General features: G+C 46.0%; 24 protein-coding genes and 1 pseudogene. 22 read left to right on the forward strand and 3 right to left on the reverse strand.

Annotated features, from left to right (window positions below; translation table 11 throughout):
- The first annotated feature begins 65 nt into the window (after positions 1-65).
- The 8 genes from BUA02_RS05685 (at position 66) to BUA02_RS16070 (ending at position 6,794) form a co-directional block, all read left to right on the forward strand.
- The gene (locus BUA02_RS05685; RefSeq protein ID WP_002596229.1) at positions 66-464 is read left to right on the forward strand and encodes a plasmid mobilization protein; all 399 of its coding nucleotides are present in this window, start codon (positions 66-68) and stop codon (positions 462-464) included.
- Positions 436-2,103 carry a relaxase/mobilization nuclease domain-containing protein gene (locus BUA02_RS05690; protein WP_072701712.1) on the forward strand — a complete coding sequence of 556 codons (1,668 nt, stop codon included), beginning with the start codon at positions 436-438 and terminating at the stop codon, positions 2,101-2,103. Before BUA02_RS05685 ends, BUA02_RS05690 begins: the two co-directional genes overlap by 29 nt.
- Positions 2,093-2,479, forward strand: coding sequence for a cysteine-rich VLP domain-containing protein (locus BUA02_RS05695; protein ID WP_000998386.1), 387 nt, complete (start codon positions 2,093-2,095; stop codon positions 2,477-2,479). Before BUA02_RS05690 ends, BUA02_RS05695 begins: the two co-directional genes overlap by 11 nt.
- A 132-nt stretch (positions 2,480-2,611) precedes the next feature.
- Entirely contained in the window at positions 2,612-3,346 is a 735-nt protein-coding gene (locus BUA02_RS05700) for a replication initiator protein A (protein ID WP_432765087.1), read from the forward strand.
- The gene (locus BUA02_RS05705) at positions 3,343-4,182 is read left to right on the forward strand and encodes an ATP-binding protein (protein WP_000200031.1); all 840 of its coding nucleotides are present in this window, start codon (positions 3,343-3,345) and stop codon (positions 4,180-4,182) included. Before BUA02_RS05700 ends, BUA02_RS05705 begins: the two co-directional genes overlap by 4 nt.
- Positions 4,183-4,196: 14 nt before the next feature.
- Positions 4,197-4,385, forward strand: coding sequence for a transposon-encoded TnpW family protein (locus BUA02_RS05710; protein WP_000427739.1), 189 nt, complete (start codon positions 4,197-4,199; stop codon positions 4,383-4,385).
- A gap of 111 nt (positions 4,386-4,496) precedes the next feature.
- Entirely contained in the window at positions 4,497-6,116 is a 1,620-nt protein-coding gene (locus BUA02_RS05715) for a recombinase family protein (protein ID WP_000945966.1), read from the forward strand.
- Between the two features lie 501 nt (positions 6,117-6,617).
- Positions 6,618-6,794 carry a hypothetical protein gene (locus tag BUA02_RS16070; RefSeq protein WP_242946486.1) on the forward strand — a complete coding sequence of 59 codons (177 nt, stop codon included), beginning with the start codon at positions 6,618-6,620 and terminating at the stop codon, positions 6,792-6,794.
- 35 nt (positions 6,795-6,829) lie between these two features.
- Here the strand turns inward: BUA02_RS16070 and BUA02_RS16250 are convergent.
- A pseudogene (locus tag BUA02_RS16250) lies at positions 6,830-7,105 on the reverse strand (hypothetical protein); the annotation flags it as partial.
- Between the two features lie 674 nt (positions 7,106-7,779).
- Between BUA02_RS16250 and BUA02_RS05725 the strand changes: the two are divergent.
- The 13 genes from BUA02_RS05725 (at position 7,780) to BUA02_RS05785 (ending at position 20,617) form a co-directional block, all read left to right on the forward strand.
- Positions 7,780-8,493: a LytR/AlgR family response regulator transcription factor gene (locus tag BUA02_RS05725; RefSeq protein ID WP_072701994.1), complete on the forward strand. Its 714-nt coding sequence runs from the start codon at positions 7,780-7,782 to the stop codon at positions 8,491-8,493.
- Positions 8,490-9,866, forward strand: coding sequence for a sensor histidine kinase (locus BUA02_RS05730; RefSeq protein WP_072701716.1), 1,377 nt, complete (start codon positions 8,490-8,492; stop codon positions 9,864-9,866). The genes BUA02_RS05725 and BUA02_RS05730 overlap by 4 nt, the downstream gene beginning before the upstream one ends.
- A 154-nt stretch (positions 9,867-10,020) precedes the next feature.
- Positions 10,021-10,602, forward strand: coding sequence for a hypothetical protein (locus tag BUA02_RS05735; RefSeq protein ID WP_072701717.1), 582 nt, complete (start codon positions 10,021-10,023; stop codon positions 10,600-10,602).
- A gap of 49 nt (positions 10,603-10,651) precedes the next feature.
- Entirely contained in the window at positions 10,652-11,200 is a 549-nt protein-coding gene (locus BUA02_RS05740) for a hypothetical protein (protein WP_072701719.1), read from the forward strand.
- A 49-nt stretch (positions 11,201-11,249) separates the two neighbouring features.
- Positions 11,250-11,999 (forward strand): DUF6033 family protein, encoded by a 750-nt coding sequence (locus BUA02_RS05745; protein WP_072701721.1) that lies wholly within the window; start codon positions 11,250-11,252, stop codon positions 11,997-11,999.
- A 1,290-nt stretch (positions 12,000-13,289) separates the two neighbouring features.
- Positions 13,290-14,528 carry a plasmid recombination protein gene (locus tag BUA02_RS05750; RefSeq protein WP_072701722.1) on the forward strand — a complete coding sequence of 413 codons (1,239 nt, stop codon included), beginning with the start codon at positions 13,290-13,292 and terminating at the stop codon, positions 14,526-14,528.
- Positions 14,525-15,187, forward strand: a complete 663-nt coding sequence (locus tag BUA02_RS05755) for a CHC2 zinc finger domain-containing protein (RefSeq protein ID WP_072701724.1) — start codon at positions 14,525-14,527, stop codon at positions 15,185-15,187. Before BUA02_RS05750 ends, BUA02_RS05755 begins: the two co-directional genes overlap by 4 nt.
- Positions 15,159-16,493, forward strand: coding sequence for a DNA primase family protein (locus BUA02_RS05760; protein ID WP_072701996.1), 1,335 nt, complete (start codon positions 15,159-15,161; stop codon positions 16,491-16,493). Before BUA02_RS05755 ends, BUA02_RS05760 begins: the two co-directional genes overlap by 29 nt.
- A 194-nt stretch (positions 16,494-16,687) precedes the next feature.
- The gene (locus tag BUA02_RS05765; protein WP_330393327.1) at positions 16,688-17,020 is read left to right on the forward strand and encodes an excisionase; all 333 of its coding nucleotides are present in this window, start codon (positions 16,688-16,690) and stop codon (positions 17,018-17,020) included.
- Between the two features lie 149 nt (positions 17,021-17,169).
- The gene (locus BUA02_RS05770) at positions 17,170-18,372 is read left to right on the forward strand and encodes a site-specific integrase (protein ID WP_072701726.1); all 1,203 of its coding nucleotides are present in this window, start codon (positions 17,170-17,172) and stop codon (positions 18,370-18,372) included.
- A gap of 150 nt (positions 18,373-18,522) precedes the next feature.
- A complete protein-coding gene (locus tag BUA02_RS05775; RefSeq protein WP_072701728.1) occupies positions 18,523-19,104 on the forward strand; it encodes a low molecular weight protein-tyrosine-phosphatase in 582 nt (193 codons plus the stop codon).
- A 187-nt stretch (positions 19,105-19,291) separates the two neighbouring features.
- Complete coding sequence (locus BUA02_RS05780; RefSeq protein ID WP_072701730.1) at positions 19,292-20,140, forward strand: DegV family protein; 849 nt, start codon at positions 19,292-19,294, stop codon at positions 20,138-20,140.
- Positions 20,141-20,242: 102 nt separating this feature from the next.
- Entirely contained in the window at positions 20,243-20,617 is a 375-nt protein-coding gene (locus BUA02_RS05785; protein ID WP_071175774.1) for a desulfoferrodoxin family protein, read from the forward strand.
- Here BUA02_RS05785 and BUA02_RS05790 read toward each other — a convergent pair whose 3' ends face one another.
- Both BUA02_RS05790 and BUA02_RS05795 read right to left on the reverse strand, forming a co-directional pair.
- Positions 20,618-20,941, reverse strand: a complete 324-nt coding sequence (locus BUA02_RS05790; protein WP_072701732.1) for a YolD-like family protein — start codon at positions 20,939-20,941, stop codon at positions 20,618-20,620.
- A 1-nt stretch (position 20,942) separates the two neighbouring features.
- Entirely contained in the window at positions 20,943-22,211 is a 1,269-nt protein-coding gene (locus BUA02_RS05795; protein ID WP_072701734.1) for a Y-family DNA polymerase, read from the reverse strand.
- A gap of 109 nt (positions 22,212-22,320) precedes the next feature.
- Here BUA02_RS05795 and BUA02_RS05800 point away from each other — a divergent pair, with 109 nt between their 5' ends.
- Positions 22,321-23,898 carry a helicase HerA-like domain-containing protein gene (locus BUA02_RS05800; protein ID WP_072701736.1) on the forward strand — a complete coding sequence of 526 codons (1,578 nt, stop codon included), beginning with the start codon at positions 22,321-22,323 and terminating at the stop codon, positions 23,896-23,898.
- Positions 23,899-24,057 lie beyond the last annotated feature (159 nt).

The raw sequence follows: 24,057 nt of genomic DNA on the forward strand, positions 1-24,057 counted from the left end.
TGTTGGGGAGTGCCTTCCCCAAACCCTGCTCATGTGCCCTTACGGGCGAGAAAGGAGGTCACACCATGCGAAAGAAATACAACACGCCCCACCGCAGCCGCGTTGTGAAAACCCGGCTGTCCGAAGATGAGTATGCCGACTTCACAGCGCGGCTTGCGCCCTATGGTATCAGCCAGTCCGAATTTCTCCGGCAGGCGATACGGCGGGCGACCATACGCCCGGTTGTCCATGTGTCGTCGGTCAATGACGAGTTGCTTTCCGCTGTCGGGAAGCTGACAGCCGAGTACGGCAGGATCGGCGGCAACCTCAATCAGATTGCCCGGTATCTGAACGAATACGGCGTACCCTACAACACCCTTTCCGGCGAGGTACGCGCCGCCATATCCGACCTTGCCGTCCTCAAGTATGAAGTCCTCAAGAAAGTAGGTGACGCGGTTGGCAACACTCAAGCATATCAACTCTAAAAACGCCGACTACGGAGCCGCCGAGCAATATCTTCTCTTTGAGCATGACGAGTTTACCATGAAGCCCGTCCTTGATGAAACCGGCAGGCTTATCCCCCGCGAGGACTACCGGCTGTCCACGCTGAACTGCGACGGGGAGGATTTTGCCGTTGCGTGTATGCGGGCCAATCTCCGCTATCAGAAAAACCAGCGGCGGGAAGATGTGAAAAGCCACCACTACATCATCAGCTTTGACCCGCGGGACGGGCCGGACAACGGCCTGACCGTAGACCGGGCGCAGGCGTTGGGAGAACAATTCTGTAAAGAGCATTTTCCCGGCCACCAGGCCCTTGTCTGCACCCACCCGGACGGGCATAACCACAGCGGCAACATTCATGTGCATATCGTCATAAACAGCCTGCGGATTGAGGAAGTGCCGTTCCTGCCCTACATGGACAGGCCAGCGGACACGAAAGCCGGGTGCAAGCACCGCTGCACCGACGCAGCCCTACGCTACTTCAAGTCCGAGGTCATGGAGATGTGCCACCGGGAAGGACTTTACCAAATCGACCTCTTGAACGGCAGCAAGAACCGTGTCACAGACCGGGAATATTGGGCGCAGAAAAAGGGACAGGCCGCACTGGACAAGCAGAACGCCCCCATGATTGCAGGCGGTATCACGCCCCGGCAGACCAAGTTTGAAACGAACAAGGAGAAGCTGCGGCAGACCCTACGGAAAGCCCTTGCCACCGCTGCCAGCTTTGACGAGTTTTCCTCTCTGCTGTTGCGGGAGGGTGTGACCGTCAAGGAGAGCCGGGGGCGGCTGTCCTACCTCACGCCAGACAGGACGAAGCCTATCACCGCCCGGAAGCTGGGCGGCGACTTTGACCGCACCGCCGTCCTTGCCGTTTTGGAGCAGAACGCCCAGAGGGGCGTAACGGTTCGCTACACCCCGCAGCACCAAGCCGCCAGAGCCGCCGAACAGACCGCAGCCATACCCGAATACCTACACGCCGGGAAAGGCCGCTTACAGGGCGAAAAGACAGGGAAAATCGACCCCAGACAGGACAGTGTGCAGCGGCTTGTGGACATTGAGCAGAAGATGGCCGAGGGCAAGGGCAAAGGCTATGAACGATGGGCGAAGATACACAATCTGAAACAGGCCGCCAAGACCCTGACCATCTACCAACAGTACGGCTTTTCTTCCCCGGAACAGCTTGAAGCCGCCGTTGCTACCGCCTATCAGGAAATGCGCCAGACCAGCGGCGAACTGAAAGCACTGGAAACGAAGCTGCAAGGGAAAAGGGAGTTGCGGCAACAGGTACTTGCCTATGCCAAGACCAAGCCCATCCGCGAGGGGCTGAAAGCGCAGAAATCCGAGAAAGCCCGCGCCGCATACCGCCAGGCAAACGAGAGCGATTTTATCATAGCCGAAGCCGCCGCCCGGTATTTCAAGGCACAGGGGCTTACCAAGCTGCCCGGCCGAAAAGCGTTGCAGGCCGAGATCGAGCAGCTTATCTCCGAGAAAGACGGCCTGTACAACACCTATCACGAACAGAAGCAGCGGTTCAGGGAGTTGCAGACCGTCAAGCGGAACATCGACCAGATTTTGCGCCGGGAAGAGCCGCACCGCAGAAAGGAGCAGAGCCATGAACGATAAGCCGTCCCGCATGGACTACCGCCAGCACCAGGCAGCCCGCCGCCTTGTGCATGAGTGCTGTAACTACGACGAGGGGAACTGCCTGCTGTTAGACGACGGGGAGCCTTGCGTGTGCGTCCAGAGCATTTCCTATTCCCTCATGTGCCGCTGGTTCCGTGTGGCTGTCCTGCCCCTTGACGGGGAGCTGGCCGCAGCCCTCTTGTACCGGGGGAGCCGGAAACGCTGCGCGGTCTGCGGGGCGGCCTTTGTCCCCAAATCCAACCGGGGGAAATACTGCCCCGGCTGCGCCGGGTGCATGAAGAAACGCAAAGCCGCCGAGAGAAAGCGGAAACAAAGGCAGAAATGTCACGCTTTAGAGCCTTTCAAACCCGCATAAATCAAGGCTTTTTTCGTGGGTGTCAAAGGGTATGCGATACATTTATCCTTTCCCCCCGGAAATGCCGTCCTAATGCGTGACAAAGCCCAAAAACGACACAACACAGAGGGAGGTGATACTATCGCTGATTATATCAGGGCAGACACCACGCTGCCCGCCTATCTTCCATACCCCCGTTTCCTGCTGAAAATGGAGATTTCACAGACCGCCAAGCTGCTGTATGCGCTTTTATTAGACCGCTCCACCCTGTCACAGAAGAACGGCTGGCAGGACGGCGAGGGCAGGATATTCATTGTCTACCCCGTTGCGGAGATAGCGGAAATGCTGGACAAGGGTTGTACCGCCATCAAGGGAGCCTTGAAAGAACTGGACGCAGCCGGGCTTTTAGAACGGGAACGGCGGGGCTTCTCCGCACCCAATCGGCTTTATGTGAAAGTGCCGCCTGTCCCAGTGGTACGGTTTTCCGACCAACTGATGGCCGGAAAAGCGACCCTCATACAGTCGGAAAAGCGACCTTATGACGGTCGGAAAACCGACCCTATGATGGTCGGAAAACCGACCCCTAACAAAACTAATATAAACAACTTAATAGAGAACCAAACAATGAGAGCGAGTGGGGAGCCGCCCACAGCTTATGGCCGATATGAGAATATTTTTCTGTCAAAGGACGAATATGACGAGTTACAGGCAGAATACCCGGACAGGCTGGAACGGCTGATTGAGGAAATGAGCCATTACCTTGCCGCCAGCGGGAAAGCCTACCAGAATTATGCCGCCGCCTTGCACAGATGGGCGGCCAATGACAAAAAGGGAGCCGTAAAACAGGGCATCCCCGACTATACCTGTATGGAGGGAGAAAGCTTATGACAAGTGAAATCAAAGATATTTTGGAGAACATGACAACCGCCGCCCCGGAGATGGAGGACTATATCGGCGAGGACGGACTGCTTTACTGCGGAAAGTGCCATACGCCGAAAGAAGCCTACTTCCCGGAGGGTAAGGAGCTGTTTGGCCGTGACCGCCACCCGGCAGAGTGCGACTGCCAGAGAGCCGCCCGTGAGCAGCGGCAGGCCGCCGAGGAACACCGCCGCCATGTGGAAGCCGTGGAAAATCTGAAACAGAGGGCTTTTGCCGACTCAGCCATGCAGCAATGGACATTCGAGAACGACAACGGCAGAAACCCGCAGACCGGGATTGCCCGGCGGTATGCGGAGCATTGGGAAGAAATGCAGGCCGAAAACATCGGCTGCCTGTTCTGGGGGAACGTCGGCAACGGGAAAAGCTACCTTGCGGGCTGTATCGCAAACGCCCTCATGGAGAAAGAAGTCCCCGTATATATGACGAACTTCGCCGTTATCCTGGGCGACCTCTCTCCCGGCTTTACAGGCCGGAATGAGTATATTTCCCGCCTTTGCCGCTATCCGCTGCTTATCATTGACGACTTCGGCATGGAGCGTGGCACCGACTATGGACTGGAACAGGTATTCCATGTGATTGATACCCGATACCGCAGCAACAAGCCGCTGATCGCCACCACCAACCGCCCGCTGGACGAGTTGAAAAAGCCGACAGACACGGCCCATTCCCGGATTTATGACCGACTGCTGTCCATGTGCGTCCCGATACGCTTTACTGGCGTCAACTTCCGGCAGGAAACCGCAAAGCGGAAAATGGAAACCATGAAGAAACTGCTGGCTGAATGAAAGGAGTATTGCCTATGGAGAATATCAAGCAGCACGACCACCGTACCACCCGCCGCCCCGACTGCGTGACGGAAATCCGCATGGGGAATACCGTTCTTGTCGTGTCCGGCTTTTTCAAGAAAGACACCACCAGCACCGCCGCCGACAAGATGGCGAGGGTACTGGAAGCGGAAGCCGCTGCTACACAAAAAAAGGCGATTTGACAAGCTGTAAAGAAGCAGATTTATCACTTTTACCGCTGTACAGCCGCCCCTGTTCCGTGGTACAATGAAACCACGGAATAGTGGGGCTGGCTGTCGGAAACGGAGGATTTTATGTTAAGACAAGCCACCCAAAACCTCATTACCGCCCTTTATCCGAGATTGTCCCATGAGGACGAATTGCAAGGCGAGAGCAATTCCATTTCCAACCAGAAACGGATTTTGGAAGCCTACGCCAAGCAGAACGGCTTTACCAATCTGCGCTGGTACACCGACGACGGCTACTCAGGTGCGAACTTCCAGCGGCCCGGATTTCAAGCCATGCTTGCAGACATTGAAGCCGGGAAAGTCGGCACCGTCATAGTCAAGGACATGAGCAGGCTGGGGCGTAATTACTTGCAGGTGGGATTTTACACGGAAATGCTGTTCCCTCAAAAGGGCGTGCGTTTTATCGCTGTCAATGACAACGTGGACAGCGCAAACGGCGGCATGGACAATGATTTTACCCCTCTGCGGAACTTATTTAACGAATGGCTGGTGAGAGATACGAGCAAGAAAATCAAGGCAGTAAAGAAAGCAAAAGGCATGAGCGGCAAGCCTGTAACCAGCAAGCCAGTCTATGGCTATCTCATGGACAAGGACGAGAACTATATCGTTGACGAGGAAGCCGCCCCGGTTGTCCGGCAGATTTACCAGCTTTGCCTTGCGGGAAATGGCCCGACCAAGATTGCCCGTATGCTGACGGAGCAGCAAATCCCCACGCCGGGGACGCTGGAATACCGCAGGACGGGCAGCACCCGACGCTACCACCCCGGCTATGAGTGCAAGTGGGCGACAAACACCGTCGTCCATCTGCTGGAAAACCGGGAGTACACTGGCTGTCTGGTAAACTTCAAGACGGAGAAGCCCTCTTACAAGGTCAAGCACAGCGTTGAGAACCCCATCGAGAAGCAGGCTATCTTCCCAAATCACCATGAGCCGATTATCGACACGGAAACATGGGAGCGTGTGCAGGAGTTACGCAAGCAGCGAAAACGCCCGAACCGCTATGATGAAGTGGGGCTGTTCTCTGGTATGCTGTTCTGCGCCGACTGCGGCCATGTGCTGTATCAGCAGCGGTATCAGAACAAGAACCGCAAGCAGGACTGTTATATCTGCGGCAGCTACAAGAAGCGTACCCGTGACTGTACGGCACACTTTATCCGCACCGACCTTTTGACGGCGGGCGTGCTTTCCAATCTCCGGCAAGTGACGGAATACGCCGCCAGGCATGAGAGCCGCTTTGTAAAGCTGCTCATCCAGCAGAACGAAATCGGCGGCAAGAGAAAGACCGCCGCAGCCACGAAGCAGCTTGAACAGGCCCAGACACGCATTGCCGAAGTGAACCGCATTATCAAGCGGCTGTATGAGGACAATGTAAGCGGCAAAATCAGCGACGAGCGTTTCATGGAGCTGTCGGCGGACTATGAGCAGGAGCAGCGGGAACTGAAAGACCGGGCTGCCGCTTTGCAGGAGGAACTTTCCAAGTCGCAGGCCGCCACCGTCAACGCCGAGAAATTCATGGGGATTGTGAGAAAGCACCTTGCTTTTGAAGAATTGACCCCCACCCTCTTGCGGGAAATGATTGAGAAAATCGTCGTGCATGAGTGCAGCTATGACGAGAACGGCACCCGCAGGCAGGACATTGAGATTTATTACAGCTTTGTCGGCAAGATAGACTTGCCGGAAGCCTAACGCCTGACCTATCCGACACAGCCCTAAGTGCCGGATAGGAACGGCAAAATTTTTACACTTCTATTACTTCTTTATCGCACATTAGCAAAGTCACAGGGAATGAAGCATGTTATACCTATAACGATGAAACAATAATATGAAAGGAAAAGCATAATCCAGATAGCAGGTAAAGGTTAGGTAGAATAGATATTATTTTTAATTTTATACAGTAATTGCCGTGGAATCGGACTTAAAAAAGTGTTAATGGAGATTGATTCATTGACGCTTTTTGGCATTGTTGCGGTAGTTATCGAGGCATGGTTTTCCTTCTCTTCCTTTCTTTTTTTCATTCTTCCCCTAGGAAGAAGAGAAAAAAGAAACAAAGAAAAAGAAAATAAAAATTTACCCTATTAACTAACTTATCTAATCCTATCTTATTCTATCCGGCTTTTCTTTTGGCTTTCGTACGTGCCACAAACTACAGAACAGACCAAGAGGGGCAGTCGGAAAGGAACCTAAGAAATGAGCCGATTAACCAAAATAGAACAGAAAACAGTTATCAACTTCAATTCCGGTGAGGAAGAGGCAGTAGTCTATACCAGAGATAGAACCACTATAAGGAAACTTGACTCGTTAGTTACCGAGTTTCCTGATGCGTATAGATGTATAAAGGCTACTGATATCGGTAAGTGGATATGATTATTCATTAGGCAATAGGCATAAATATCAATATCATATTTCTTTTTACAATCTGATAAAATAAAAAGGAATTTTTGATAATCGGAATCTTCTTCGAATATGATGTGCTGATTGACAGAACGAAGTATGATATGATATATGCCAGTTGAACTCAGGATTCTGGGTTTTCTAGGCATAAAACAACTCCTGTTAGATATTAAAATATAGATTGTCAAAATCATTGACTTTAGAAGTATATATTTACTGAAAGGAAATTGCAATATGAATTTGAAAAATGGACCACTAACCCCGTCCCCTAGGACCATTCGCATTTTATTCGTCTGCCACGGCAGGATACACAGATAGTGCCGCAAACCCTTATGAATACTGGATTTCAAGGATATATGCGAACTGTTTTATGCCGCGTTTATACCTTAAAAATCACCCCGATGTGAAACTATTGGAAGGATGGATGAAGAGTATGACAAGCGTACTGTTCGTCTGCTGGGGGATTATCCGAGACAGAGATGCGGGTGCCGTCAAACCTCTGTAAATAGGGCGTTTCAAAGATACTTTCCATAGTTTTATACCGAATTTATACCTTTTGTTCAGAACCGCCTCAAAATTATCTGTAAATCCTGCTTTTATGGCAGGATTTCATTTTTATAGGTCTGATTTGATGCATTTCGATTATCAGATGAGTAGTGATAGGAAGTTGTAATAACCTATACCTGATTGAGGCATCGAGACTACTAAAAAACGTCGAAATCTGAGATCAATACATATATCCAAAACTATATTGTCGTATTTATCGTGGCTGTCTGAAAGGATGACCACTTTTTGTTTTGGATATACCATTCACTGCAAAAAATCGACCGTTCACTACATTGGGGAAATTAAACGGAGCACACTAACCGATAATATCTATATAGTATACCCTGCGGGAGGGCGCAAGACATCCGGTGGAGGTCTGCTCTGCGCCGAGCGGAATGAAATGGAGACAACCATGCGAATAGCAATTTGTGATGATGAAAAGAAAATATGCGTCAGCCTTGCCGAGAAAGTTGGGAAAATCTTCCCCGGTGCAGAGATCCTGACATATGCATCCGGGGAAGAATTACTTGGTGCGGATATATTGCCGGATATTCTGCTGCTTGATATCAAAATGCCGGGAATGAGCGGTATGGATGTGGCGAGGACATTACGGGACAAGGATTGGAGAAAGATACTGATCTTTATTACAGGTGAGGAAGACCAAGTATTCAACTCATTTGATCTTCAGGCTTTTCACTTCCTTGTGAAGCCTGTGGCTGATGAGAAACTTAAGGAAGTGCTTGAAAATGCAGTGAAGGGCTTGGAGAGATTCGGGGCTGAATCCGGTAAGCATGATAAATATATTGAAATCCAGTCCGGTACATCGCATATCAAGGTGAATCTATCCCTGCTTTTATATGCAGAGGTTTATGACCGAAAGACCATCATTCACCTGAAGAATGAGAGCATAGAGTATTACGGACAGTTATCTGCGCTTGAAAGTCTTGTCGGGAAGGATTTCTACCGTATCCACAGGTCGTATCTTGTGAATATGAAATATGTGGAAAGATATGACCGCACGTCAGTAACACTCACGGGTGGAGACAATATCCCTATATCAAGAAGGGAATATGACGGATTCCTTAAAGCTTATCTGGAATACAGCCGTAGGAGGATTGATTCATGAATATGGAAAGAATGTGGGATATTGCCAGTACGATATCCGCCATAGCAGGATTGTTTGTCAGCGCGATCCTTGTAGCAAGGTTCTATGTCTCTTATATGATAAAAAAGAAGTCAGCAGTTCTGACAGGGACAGTATTCTTTGCGGTAATGACGATTCTTTATCTGATTCCGTTTTCTATGTCAGGCGTGGTGGCATATAATATCGGGATCATAGCAGTTTGTCTTACATCATTGCTTTGTGAGAGAAGAAACCTGCCGCAGAAGGTTTTTCTTTCGATGACGATATATATGTTCCTGTGGATATCTCAAGTGATCGCGGCTCTGCCCTGGAAGCTGATAAGTGTTCTTACCTTTATGAGAGAGTTATCGGATGATCCCGGAAAGCAGTTCGCCTGGTTTATTGTTGCCCTGGTCCTGCTTGTTGCGGTAGAAAACGCTCTGCTGTTTTTGGAGATATTTATTTCGGAAAAGATATACGCCAGGAAGAATGAGCGGATGGAGTGGAGAGAGCTGACTCTGCTTGCATCTCCCTATGTGGCAGTCATTGCCGGATATTGGATCAGTTCATTTCTCTCAGATGTATATGTGAAAAATACCGGCGTGTATGTTTGGAATAACTATCCTATCTATGACGGGATCCGAGCACTGTTTGGAGTGATAGCATTTCTGGCGGCTATTACGGTCATGTACTCTTATCAGCGTATGAAACAATCACAGGAGGATGCGCTGCAGAATGCCCTTGTATCAAAGCAAGTGGAGGAACTGTCAGGACATGTGCATACGATAGAAGCATTGTATTCCGATATCCGCGGGATAAGACATGATATCAATAACCATATCATGGTTCTGGGAAACCTGCTTGATAAAGGTGAGGCCGATGAGGCAGCAAATTACCTTAAAGAGTGGCAAAACGGATTCCCCATGCCGGATATCAACGCTAAGACAGGAAATCCTGTCACGGATATTGTTATTTCAGAGAAGATGCGTGAGGCTGAGGAAGCAGGGGTAGAGTTCGAACAGAACTTCCATTATCCGTCAAGCGGGAAGGTGGAATCCATTGATATCGGTATCATTTTGAATAATGCACTGTCTAATGCGATCAGGGCGGCATCAGGAAGCAAGGATCCGTATGTTGAAGTGAAGGCCTGGAAGAATAACAATGCCTATCTGATACAGGTAAAGAACAGTTTTGCCGGGAAACTTATGCTGGATCCCCAGACCGAACTTCCAGAGACATCAAAGGATGATAAGGAAAGCCACGGATATGGGCTGATGAACATGAAACGGATCACAGAGAAATACTACGGCACCATACAGCTTGAACAGCGTGAGGATATGGTAATCTTTACGGCTTTACTGATGATTCCGGATTGAAACTCACCGTTCACATCAATAATCCTGCCGTTTACTACATAAGGGGTTTATAAGTGATTTGCTTTTTCCGAAAATGAGATTAGATAAGTATATCTATCCCGTCATAATCAGATGAAATGGATTTCATGATTGAATGTCAAAGGAGGACGAGGACATGAGAATAAGTGGATCATACAATTCATATTCTGTGAACAATACAGAAACTATAAGCAAAAAGTCAACTTCAGTGAGAGATTATCAGAAATATCTGACGCAAAAGTTTGGATGCCTGACTCCTGGAAAGAATGCGGCTGTTTCTGTTACTGGTGGTTTATTGCGAAAAGCAATGTCTGACGAAAAAACCGGTGAATGGTTGGAGAGAGAACTGGGGAAAGCGACTGATTATATAGAAGCGGCGCAAAAAGCGGCTATATCGCATGGATCAACTCTTAAATCAGTATCCATCGAATTCGGTGAAGAGTACAGCACTATGACTACGGTTGGTGTTTTTGGTGATGAGGGAGGAACGGATCCCGAGATTGATAAGTGGCTTGAAAAGATCAAAGAGAAAAGAGACGAACAGAAGGCTGCGGATAAGAGACTTGAACAGAAAAATGTAGAATCCCAGAGGTTGGAAGGCTCATATAAATTGGAAGTGCAAGGAAAGGATTTGGCAGATCTGACAAATCAGTTTGCAATGAAGCTATCTATGCAGGCTGGGGTGTCGGCTCTGGGGGGATTTGATGTGAAAGCATAAACCATAGGAAATGGATTTCCTATCAGCCGAGCAAAAGGAGGGCATAAAAATGGCATTATCAAGTATTATGACAGGAGCACTATTGTCAGCGAATACATCAAGGCAGATCGCGCATGTTCAGCATGCTACCAAGAAACAGATGGATGGTCATGCCGGTGTTCTTGATGCAGAAATAAAACTGGATTCTTCACGTGGCGTAGATGTGACCAAGAAGAAAGAAGAGCTTGAAGAAACACAAAAGAAATCGGCAGAACTTGCTGAAACAACTATAAACACGCTGACTACTGCGAATGAAGACTTGAAGAAAGCAACTAAGGAAGATCTTGAGGCTCAGAGAGCAGAGAAAGCTGCTGAAAAGAAGAAAGCAGAGAAAGCTGCCGAGAAGAAGAAAGCCGAAAAAGAGGCCGCAGAAGAAAGAATCGAAAAGGCTAAAGTATCTACTTCTGAAAGCGGTGAAGTATCTGATGAGGCTGCGTCGGTATCTACAGAAGGTACAGTTCTTGACGGTGCATCGATCGATATTGTTTCTTCCGGCATTACTGTGAGTACGGGAGCTGTATCAGAACCGGCAGGGAAAAATGTTGATGTGAAGGTGTGATATATTTTCATGCGCACGGATGCGGAATTCTGATAAGGAGGTCGATTCCATGAGTAAGATTGGCGGATATACATCGTTTGATGTAGGTTTTCAGAAAAATATATATGAAAAGCCAAAGTCTGAGAATAAGCGGACGGATAAAAAGCCTGTTGAAAAATATGGTGCGGCTCAACAGCTGACTTCAAAACAGCCCGAGCTTAGCCAGGGAGCCAAGGATCTGTTGAATGAGATGCAGAAGAAATATGGTGATATGGATTTCTTTGTTGCGGATTATTCGTCCGATGATGAGGCTCAGAGATATCTTTCCAGAGGCAGCAAGGATTACAGTGTCCTGATCGAGCCGGAGCTTCTTGAAAAGATGGCGGCAGATGAAAGCGTAAAAGAAAAGTATCTTGGCATTATTGATGACGCGAAGAACAAAATATCTGAGGTTAAGGATGAGATCGCCAAACAGGATGATACGGAAGATGGCGTAAAGAAATCTGATATCAAAAATATTGGATTTTCCGTGAAGTCGGATGGAAGTGTTTCGTTCTTTGCAGAGCTCGAAAAGAGCAGCGCTGATCAGAAAAAACGGATCGAGCAGGCAAGAGAAGATAAAAAGGCTCGGAAGAAGGAAGACGAAAAAGAGGCTAAGGCTAAAAAACTAAAGCAACAGCAGGAAGACAAGGTTAAACGGAGTGTTGTTCGTGGGGGTTCTGCTGATGAGCTGATCAAGAATATCCGGGAAGTTGACTGGGATAAGGTTGTAGAGGAAGTAAAACCAAGAGCCGGAGGAAAGATTAATTTTGGGGTGTAGAACGCAATCGGTAAAGTTTCGGTAGGTTTTCGGTAGGAAAGTGGTAGGTTTTGAGTATTCTTTTCTTCAAAAAAGTATGATAGAGTTACAATGACAGAAGTTGACGATGAGGATCATTCCAAATGTTTGGGGTGATCCTTTTTCATGGCCTGCAGGTTTTATTGAAAGTACGAAAATAGTACGAGAATAGTACCGAAATAGTACCGTTTGAGTATTTTTTTTATTTGGCTATTATGATATAGTTAATATGTGGATGAATTGGTAGTGATCGTAAATGACCGAAAGTTCACCGCGGATGACCGCAAATGCACCTTTACTGTGGGTTTGGAGCATGATACATTTATGATGGAAGTGATGAGGGAGCTGTTTTACAGTATCCCTTATTTTAATAAGGACACACTTCACTACATCCCCCTGGGATGTAGTGCGTTCTGCGAAGCGGGGATCCGGCTGAAGCCGGGGAGTTGCCTTCGCTTCGCTGCGGAGTAGAACAAAGACAGGATTACATCATCTTATGCTGTGTTGAACGGTGGCGCACCTGAACACCACCTTTTCCCTACCTTCGCACCACCTTCGCACCACCTTTTCCCCACCTTTTAGCACTTTCCTCTTCAGTGGGAATAAGGTATCATTATAGTTGGGACGAAGAGGAAATGTCCACCATTTGTCTACCAAATGTCCACCATCTGTCCATTGCAGGCAGTTGTGACGGATGATAATATTAAAATATGCAATTTCTGCAAAATGTGAAATGAGCGTTTCGGATTTTGTTCGAAACCGATGAAAGATAAAAGGATTATTCCCGCGGAGAGAATAATCCTTTTATGTTTTATCGGGCCGGAGTACAGAGGGGGCAACCCTTTGGCGGATCGTAAAGGCAGAGCCTTACGCGTGGTGCAGGAGCAAGACTCCGCCGGATTGTAAAGGCAGAGCCTTACGCAAGGTGCAGGAGTAAGACTCCGCCGGATCCAAGGCAGAGCCTGGTAGGTCCAGGACAAAGTCCGGTCGGGTCACGGATGAAATGCCGTGTCCGTCAAGGTGAAACCTTGTCTGGTCAAGGGCGAAGCGCCTTGGTCCGTCCAGGGCGACAGCCTTGGCCCAGTTGTATGTCGTTGCGACATACAGTACTGGGTATTACTTGACGCACAGCACAAGGAAAAACCACGGCTTCGCCGAAAAACACAACAGAATATTTTCAGCAAAATGAGCTGATCACAGAAGAGGAATTGATGGCAGATCGATTCCTTTTTTTGTTGCCAAAAATCAAAAAAGATGAGGAGGAAAATGATCATGAAAGCAACAAGACACAATGGAAGAGCAGGTCAGAAAGGAACCTACAATGTAAAGCACAATGACAGAAATTTCGATGTGAAGAATTCGGAGCACATCGACGAGGCGAGGGTAGCACAAAATGTCTACTGGGATTGTTACCAGGGATATTGTTTTGCAGGATCGGATGAGCCAAGAAAATATACTTTTTCCGAGGTTGAGAGAGCATTTTATTTTGAAAACTATGAAGATCATGTGTTAGCACAGAATGCGAGAAATGAAGCGGCCCGACATAAGGAAAGAAACAGAACGATCGATGATGTTCTGAAGAATAAAAACACTTGCCCGGAGGAATCGGTTCTGCAGCTTGGCAATGTTGATGGAACGGTCCCAGGATCACTTCTTGCTCAGATCTCTGCAGAATACTTTGAAGAATTTGAAAAAAGGTTCGGATCGCATGTTCATATTTTGGATTGGGCTTTGCATCTGGATGAGGCTACCCCTCATATTCACGAACGGCATGTATTTGATGCCCTGGATCAATATGGAGATTTAAGTCCACAGCAGGATAAGGCTCTTGAAGAACTTGGTTTTGAACTACCCGATCCTGCAAAGAAGAAAGGAAAGTATAACAATCGAAAGATGGTATTTGATGCCACATGCCGAAAGATGTTCATGGATATCGCTCAGAGTCATGGACTTGATATTGATATGGAACCGATCTACGGCGGAAAGAGTTATCTTGAAAAAGAAGATTATATCGTCCGGAAGCTCCGGGAAGAAAATGAAAAACTCACGGAAGAGAATGCTCAGCTAAAGAGCGAAAAGGATGATCTGGTGATGAAGATCTCGGATGTGGAACAGCTCATGGATGAGGTCGCTACGGAGGCTTATGAGAAGGCCTGTGATGTTGTGACGGATACCGTGAGAAAGGAAACTCAGAAAGCAGATGTGAAGCTTATTGATGAGTATGAAGCCCGTGTGATGAATAGCAATAACACTCCGTCAGTTAAGAATATTGCCAAGCAGATCTTTGCCGGAATAAAGGATGTATTTGCCAAGGCTGCTGAAAAGATCCTGGGATCCATTAAGAAAACTCTTTCGGATCCTGAGGTCAAGGCAAGAAACATTGGTGTGATCAAGGAAAGAGGAAGAGTATCCATTGCTGAAAAGCTTGCAAAGTACAAGGAAGAGGCAAGGCTCCATAATGAGTCCTCTGTTCCTAAGCAGAATGTAAGAAAGGGGTGGGAGCGATCATGAGTCCGTTTGATGTTGTAAGGGAAAATGTGACCGCCAGACAGGTGGCAGAATACTACGGATTGAAAGTGAACCGGAACGGAATGGCCTGCTGTCCGTTCCATGATGACAGGACACCCAGCATGAAGATCGATAAGCGATATTATTGTTTTGGATGCCTGGCAAAGGGAGATGCCGTTGATTATGTGGCCCGGATGTTTGGCCTGAGACCGAAGGCTGCAGCAGAAAAGATCTGTGCGGATCTTGGCCTTGCTTATGACCGGGATCGGAGAGGCTCTCCGCCCAGAGCAAAGCCCGTAAAAACGAAAAAGACAGATGAACAGCTTTTCAAAGAGGCTGAGAAATATGTGTTTTTTGTCCTGTGTGATTATCACGATAAGTTGTTGAAATGGAAAATTGAATATGCGCCGAAGTCCCCGGATGAGGAATTTCATCCGTACTTCGTAGAAGCTCTGCAGGAGATCGACCATGTTGAGTATCTGCTTGATACTTTGCTGGATGGAGATATTTCTGACAGAGCTTTTTTATTATCAAATTATGGAAGGAAGGTACAAGAGATTGAAAAACGATTACGAAGAATTAACGAACATACCGCCGGAAGTGATAGAGAATGTCATGAAGGTGGTAAAAGAAATGGAAAAGAATCAGAGTGGTGCAGATGAGTTTCCTGTATGGTGGGATGGAAAGCAGCTTGATGAGAGTGCGTTTTGTGAATGGTTTGCTTATAAGCATGAGCTTATGTTTGTCGGTTCACAGTTCTTTGATATAGATGGTATTCTGAGCGAAGAGCGGCTCTCCAAGGAGATACTTGAGGATATTGAGCCTTACATCAAATCGAACCTCTCAAACCGCGTCAGAAAGCTTGTGGACGTGCTTAAGTTAAAGAATATGGCAGAGAGCCTCCCTATGCAGGAGGACCGGGTCCATTTTCATAACGGAACCTATTTTCTGGAGGGAGGGTTTATACCGGAGAAAGAGTTCTGTGCCAACAGGCTTCCGGTTGATTATGTGGCAGATGCCAAAGAGCCTAAGCAGTGGCTTGGTTTCCTCGCGCAGCTCCTTTATGAGGAAGACATTCCGACACTCCAGGAGTTTATGGGATATTGCATGATACCGACAACAAAAGTACAGGAAATGCTGATCATGGTCGGTAGCGGGGGCGAAGGTAAATCGAGGATCGGTCTGATCATGAAACAGATCCTGGGAGACAATATGAACATAGGCTCCGTTGCAAAACTTGCCACGAACAGGTTTTGTGTTGCAGACCAGGAGGGGAAGCTGCTCATGGTTGATGATGATATGAAGATGGAGGCTTTGCCGGATACCAATATTTTAAAGGCGGTTGTCACGATGGAAGACAAGATGGATCTGGAGCGTAAGGGGAAACAGAGCTACCAGGGATATCTCTATGTCCGTCTCATGGCATTCGGTAACGGAACGCTCAGTTCACTTTATGACAGATCGGATGGTTTCTATCGCAGACAGACTATCTTGAAAGTAAGGGATAGGGATCCTGACAGGGTGGATGATAAATCACTTATAGATAAGCTTAAAAGAGAAAAGGAAGCCATAGCGATGTGGGCATTAGAAGGGCTTTTGCGTCTGGTAAAGAACGGATTCCATATCACCAAGAGTGAAAGGGCGAAAAAGAATCTGGAAGAGTCCAGGAGAGCGGATGATAACATCTTGGACTTCTTTGATTCGGACGGCTATTTGCTCTTTCAGAAGGATGCAGAGATCCCTACAAAGGATCTGTATGATATCTACATGGAATGGTGTGAGGACAACGGAGAGAAGCCGAGAGTATTGAACTCCTTCTCAAAGTTCCTCAGAGAGAACGCAGATAAATATGGGCTTGTATATGACAAGAACCTTCAGCTTAGGAATGGAAAGAAGGTAAGAGGATATCACGGGGTGTGCAGGCATCCGGGACCGTGTCCTTTTGATAATGCGGTGGGTGCGGCATAGGCATGTAGGCGCGTAGGCACTTGATCTTGAAGTTGGTTCGATTTTTTTATGAGCCAACTATTTTTTTACAATGATTTCAGATTTTTGGTGCCTACATGCCTAAAGACAGTAAATATAAGGCTTTGAAGGTATTTGCTTGATGCCTAAGCAAGTGCCTTTATGTGGTTATTATGAAGAATTGGAGGAAATAAGAAATGGATCAATACACAATTCTGCAGGAGCTGACACCTTCACCGGGAGCGGTTCCTGCAATGGTTCCACTGGCCTACGAGGCTATTGCCAGATTGGATTGTAAAATAAAAGAAACGGCAGCTTATACCAGGGAAACGGCAGCACGCTATCCATTATGGAGAAAATATCTATTAACTATAGAAGAGGCTGCGGAATACTTTGGGATAGGTGAGAAACGATTGAGGAGGATCGCTGCAGATAATATAGGTGAGAATTTTATTATGGAAGTAGGCAGCCAGATACGGATCAAGAGAAAGCTTTTTGAACAGTATCTGGATGGTGTCGGAACAATCTGACGAACACTTTGAAGGTGTCATTTTTTTGAAGAAAAACGGCAAATGTTATAGAAACAAGGACCACTTTGCGCTATAATCGGGCGTGAGGCGGTTCTTTTTAGCGTGCGAGTAGGGGATCCTGCTCGCTTTTTTTGAAAGGAGACCGCAATATGAGCGAAAAAAGGAGAGATAACAGAGGACGTATTTTACACAACGGCGAATTCCAGATGAGTGACGGAAGATATCGCTTTAAGTACATTGACAGTTTTGGCAAAGAAAGGGTGGTTTACAGTTGGCGCCTGGACCACAATGACAGAGCGCCGGAGGGAAAGAAAAGGACGGCTTCGCTGCGTGAGATGGAGAAGCAGATCCAGGCGGATCAGTTTGACCATATTGTATCTAATGGTGGCAATCTGACGGTTCTTGAGCTTGCTGAGAAGTATATATCAACCCGAACGGGAGTTAGGCCGACAACGCAGGCAGGATATGGTACGGTAATTAACCTGCTGAAAAAAGATCCGTTTGGAAATAAGCGGATCGATACGGTAAGGATCTCGGATGCAAAATGCTGGTTGATAAAACTTCAGGAAAAAGATGGGAAAAGCTACAGTTCTATCCACTCGGTCAGAGGAGTTTTAAGACCTGCTTTTCAACTGGCCGTTGATGATGACCTGATCCGTAAGAATCCATTCAGCTTCCAGCTTGTTGAGGTGATCGTCAATGACAGCGTAACGAGAGAAGCAATCACGCGAGAGGAGGAAAGGAAGTTCCTTAAGTTTGTGAAGGAAGATCCTCACTTTTCAAGGTACTATGAAGGAATTTATATCCTTTTCAAGACGGGAATGCGTATTTCGGAGTTCTGTGGACTGACGTTAAAGGATGTGAATTTCAATGATCATAGTATCAATATAGATCATCAGCTGCAGAAGAGAGCAAAGACAGGCTATTATATCGAAGCGACCAAGACAAGCAGCGGAACGAGAGTGATACCGATGACACCTGATGTGGAAGAATGTTTTCGGAACATCGTGAAGAATCGCAAACCGCCCAGGATAGAGCCGAGTGTGGATGGCTATTGCGGGTTTCTGTACTTTGATAAGGATGGCAGTATCATGTATTCGCTTCATTGGGAACATTATTTCAAGCACATCCTCAATAAGTATAACGGGATCTATCGGGTTCAGCTTCCTAAGATTACCCCGCATGTATGCCGTCACACCTACTGTTCCAACATGGCGAAGTCCGGGATGAATCCCAAGACACTGCAGTATCTGATGGGACATTCGGATATAGGAGTTACGCTTAACACCTATACGCATGTGAACTATGAGGATGCCAGGGAAGAAGTGAAGCGCATATCGGAGGCTGTGTAGATACGCAAAAAAACGAGGTATAAAACTTAAAATTTTATACCGGATTTTATACCTTTTGCCGGCAAAAATATGCAAATATATGCCGATTTATGCCGGTAAACAGGAAGAAGAAAATACGAAAAAACCAAGGAAATACGGGGTATTAAGGGAATGATAAAGATACTTTTCATCTGCCACGGCAACATATGCCGTTCAACAATGGCGGAGTTCATAATGAAGGACATTGTAAACAAGCAAGGGCTTTGGGACAAATTTCATATTGAATCCTCAGCCACACATACAGATGAAATCTGGAACGGAGTTGGAAGTCCGGTATATCCTCCAGCTAGAGCTAAACTTCGTGAACACGGAATAGGCACAGATGACAATGAACTAGGCGTTGCAAACAAAAGAGCAAGACTTACTTCTAGAACTGATTATGACAAGTTTGACTTCATCATTGGCATGGATAGTGCTAATATCAGAGATCTTAATCGTATCTTTAGTGGAGACCCAGACCACAAGGTATTCAAGATGCTCGACTTTACCGACAGAGACGGTGATGTGGCAGATCCTTGGTATACAGGCAATTTTGATGCTACCTGGAGAGACTGCTCTGATGGATGCCATGGACTTTTTAGACATATCTTAGTGGACAAGAGATTTGCAAAAGAACTGGCAGAAGATGAAGAAAATGAAATGATAAACAATGATGATCTAGGACTTATTCACGACGATTTTCCTAGAGGCTAATGTAAAACCACAGCTATATATATCACCTAGTAGGAGTTGTAACTAAAAAGTTGCATCTCCTATTTTTTTATGTTATTCTTCAACTTATGTTTACGGAAACTACAAATGTGACTAATGGTCATAAAATGAGAAAAATGCATATAGTAACGGAAACTATATGTGATTGTTTCCGGGAAGAGGTAGGAAAATGGCAGTAAGGATAATTACAGATTCAGCAAGTGATATATCACAGGAAAAGGCAAAAGAATGGGGGATAACAGTACTTCCATTAAAAGTAAGATTTGGAGATGAAGAGTTCCTTGATGGGGTAACCCTTTCAAGCACCGATTTTTACAAAAAACTCGTGGAAACGGACGAGATACCAAAGACAAGTCAGATATCTCCATATGATTATTCAGAGGAATTTAGAAAGGCGGATGAAGCAGGGGATGAAATAATATATTTTAGCCTTTCTTCAGGAGTATCAGGATCATATCAGAGCGCATGCATAGCAGCGGAGGATTTTTCTGACAACATCAACATCGTTGATACCAAGCAGTTCTGTATCTCGGAATATATAATAGTTCAAAGGGCTGTGCAGCTGCGAGATCAGGGACTTAATGCTAAAGAAATCATAGATGCCATAACACCGGAGCTTCAAAAAGCTCACGTTATCGCAGTATTTGACACTCTTGAATACTTGAAGCTTGGCGGAAGAATATCATCTGCTGCGGCTTTTGCAGGCAACATTCTTATGATCAAGCCGGTCATAACCATAGAAGAGGGTGTTGTTAAAGTAATTGGCAAGGCCAGAGGTTCCAAGAACGGTCACAATATGCTCATGGAATTTGTCAAAAAAACTGGAGGCATAGATTTTGATAAACCAATATGCCTTGCTTATTCTGGTTTTTCAGATGAAATTCTCAAAAAATACGTGGAAGATTCCAAGGTGTTGTATGAAGGACAAGAGGATAAAATCCAGTATGCTGTAGCGGGAGCTACTATAGGCACCTATACAGGACCTGGAGCGATTGCCTTGGCTTATTTTGAAAAGTAATATTATTAAGTATAATTATTCACGCACGTATGATAAAATTAATGGTGAACTTACTGCGATTTTTTTGCAGGCAAACGCGGGTTTATTTCAGGAGGTTTCGCTATGAAATTTTACAGATGTGAGCATTGCGGCAATATTATTACTAAGCTTAATGATTCAGGTGTTCCTGTAGTTTGCTGTGGAGAGCCTATGAAGGAGCTTGTTCCTGGCGCTACTGATGGTGCATTTGAGAAGCACGTTCCAAAGGTTACTGTGGATGGCAGCAAAGTAATCGTGGAAGTCGGCGAAGTTGAGCATCCTATGATGCCAGAACATTATATCCAGTTTGTGTGTCTTGAGACAGACAAGGGATGTATGGTAAAGAACTTAAAGCCAGGCGAGAAGCCTTGTGCAGAATTTGTTCTTGCAAGCGGCGAGAAGGCAGTTGCTGCATACGAGTACTGCAATCTCCACGGACTTTGGGTGAAAGAGATTTGATCATTCAAAAATAATGTCTAATATATCATCGAAGGATATTTTGGTGTTAACGATCTGAAGTATCCTCGCTACTTCATCAAGCCTTGCGACCATACCTGTAACTTTCAGATATTCGCCCTTGTGAAAGTAGACGCAGCTGATGATACTTCCTTTTTTGATATCGTGCATTTTTTTATCGAGCTCTTCGAACATTTCCTCGGAGAGCTCGATTTTTGGTACTGTGATCTTTTCTTTGGCTCTCAGAGCCTCATCAAGTCCTTTGACAGCCTGGAAAGGGAGGAACTGAGCAGCTCTTTTGTCAGGTGACATTTTTTGTCTAGGCATATTACGCTTTATGTCCTCCAATCTGATTATTTCTATCTCTGGTGGTGGCACCAGGTTCAAAGTTGAGTCCCTTCAAGATGGCATTTTTGCCGAATTTATTTTTTATCTCCAAAACAGCCTTCTGAACCTTTTTGTCCCTTTCTATCTCTTCAGGAGATACAAAGAAAGAGTACTGCATGAACTCTTCAGGAACCACGTTGTTGCTGACAATGTACATGCGCCTAATGAGGTAGTCCTTATTTACAAGCTGACTGTATAGCTTAGCAATCTCAGGGATCAGGATAAATGATGCATTAGTCTCAGTATCCAGTGAAAAAGAGCCGTGAACTCCCGGAACAGGAGTATTCTTGGCGTAGCCTACAGACAGGGTAAAAGACTTGCTGACAAGCTCCTTGTCTACCATATCAAGGCACATAACATCCATCATCTCCTTGGCAATAACGAGGCCTTCTTCATAGGAATAGTCCTTCATAAGGACCTGTCCTTGAGTAAGGGAGCGGGATTGTGAACTATAGTTCCTAATATCTGCAATAGTAGTAGATTCACGGCCCCATGCGTGATCAATCAGGAGCTCTGCATTTACACCAAATAGCTTATAGAGAAGATCCTCGTTGCCATGGGCAATATCCTTCATAGTCATCATGCCATAGGTGGCAAGACGCTTGGATATACCGGGACCAACCCGCCAAAAATCAGTAAGGGGGCGATGTTCCCATAGGGTCTCCCTGTAGCTCTTTTCATCAAGCTCTCCAATGAAATCAGGAGAGTGCTTGGCGGTGATATCAAGGGCAACCTTGGTAAGGAAAAGATTGGTGCCTATGCCACATGTGGCACGAAGTCCAAGGGTTGCAAATATATCATCGATAATGGTCTGACCCAGTTGCCTTGCAGTCATGTGATACAAGGAAAGATACTCTGTTACGTCCATGAAGGCCTCATCTACGGAGTAGACGTGAATATCATCCTTGGAAATATATTTGAGGTAAATGGCGTAAACTTCCGCTGAGTAGTCCAGGTATTTTTGCATGCGGGGCGGAGCCATGATGTAATCAATTCCCTTTGGAATCTCAAAGACTCTGCACCTTCCAGGTATGCCAAGAGCCTTAAGAGCAGGAGAAACAGCAAGACAAATAGTCTTGTCGGATCTCTCAGGATCAGCTACGACAAGACGGGTAGTCATAACATCAAGGCCTCTTTCCACGCATTCAACAGAAGCGTAGAAGGACTTAAGATCTATGCATATGTAATTTCTTTCTTTTTCTGCGGCCATGATTCAATTATATCGAACAAAAGTTCGAGATGTCAAATTCTCTTTACCCATGGGAATTTATGATACAATAATTGAAGGGATTTTAGTATTCGTGTTGGAGGAGGACAAAATGCTTAAAGACGGTAAAGTTTGGGTAGCAAATAACGAAAAGGGTGAGAATGTATTTCTTTTACCTAAGATGGCAAATCGTCATGGCCTTATAGCGGGTGCAACTGGTACTGGTAAGACTGTAACACTTAAGGTACTGGCTGAGAGTTTTAGTGACATGGGGGTGCCTGTATTTCTTGCAGATGTTAAGGGGGATCTTTCTGGTATGGTTACAGAAGGCCTTGATTCTGAAGATATGCAGAAGAGAATACAGAAGTTTGGCCTTGAGGAGGCTGGATTTAAATATCAGAAATATCCTGCAACATTTTGGGATGTATTTGGCAAAAATGGTATACCTCTCAGAACAACTGTATCTGAGATGGGACCGCTTCTTTTAAGCAGGATCCTTGGTCTTAATGACCTTCAAAGAGATATTCTTACAATCGCATTCAAGATCGCAGATGACAATAGTCTTCTCCTGGTTGATACCAAGGACTTAAAGGCTATGCTCAATTATATTTCCGAGAATAAAAATGAATTTGCAGCAGATTATGGAAACATCAGTCCTGTATCAGTAGCAGCTATCGTAAGAGCTATCGTTTCTCTTGAGATTGCAGGAGGAGATAAGTTCTTCTTTGAGCCAGCTCTTAATATCAGAGACTTTTTTACAACTGGCGAAGGTGGAAAGGGTATGATAAATATCCTTGATAGCACAAGTCTTATCAACAATGGAACTCTTTATGCCACATTCCTTTTGTGGATGATGTCAGAGCTTTTTGAGACACTTCCTGAGGTTGGAGATCTTGATAAGCCCAAGATGGTATTTTTCTTTGATGAAGCACATCTTCTTTTTGACGATACACCAAAACTCCTTATGGACAAGATAGAGCAGGTTGTTAAGCTCATCAGATCTAAAGGTGTTGGAATTTACTTTGTGACTCAGAACCCAAGGGATATCCCAGATGGGGTTCTTGCTCAGCTTGGAAACAAGATTCAGCACGCACTTCACGCATATACTCCTTCAGATATGAAAGCTGTTAAGGCAGCTGCTGATTCCTTTAGAACAAATCCTGACTTCAAGACAGCAGACGTTATTCAGGAGCTTGGAACAGGTGAAGCTGTTTGCTCATTCCTTGATGAGACTGGAACACCTACAGTTTGCGAGCGAGTATACATCCTGCCTCCACAGTCAAAAATGGGCGGAATAGATGAAGCTCTAAGGGACAAGGAGATAAAGGGAAGCGTTATGTACAGTAAGTATTACGAGCCCGAAGATCCTGATTCAGCTTATGAATTTCTTGAGAGAAAAGGCCTGGCTGATGCAGAAGCTTTACAGAAGGCAAAAGAGGAAGAAGCTGCAGCCAAGGCTAAGGCAAAGGAAGAAGCTGCCGCTTTAAAGGCCAAAGAAAAAGAGGAAGCTGCTGAAGCAAGAAAGAAAAAGCAGGCAATGAAGAGTGTAGGTAACTCCGTTGCAGGAACTGTGGGCCGCGAAGTTGGTAAGACAGTAGGCGGTAAATTTGGTAAGTTTGGTAAGACTTTAGGCGGAAATCTTGGAGCAAGTCTTGGTAGAGGACTTTTATCTACACTATTTAAATCATAATGAATTCACACAAAAAACCAGCTTCTATATTATTATAGAAGCTGGTGTATTTTTGGGAGGAGGGGTTGTCCAGTGGGGAACCAGACAACCCGTGTATGAAAAAAAGTATTGTTGGGGGTTCAGAAGTTGTCCTTCTGATAGGTACTATATTACAATGTA

Source organism: Butyrivibrio hungatei DSM 14810 (assembly GCF_900143205.1).
GTDB classification, from domain to species: domain Bacteria; phylum Bacillota; class Clostridia; order Lachnospirales; family Lachnospiraceae; genus Butyrivibrio; species Butyrivibrio hungatei.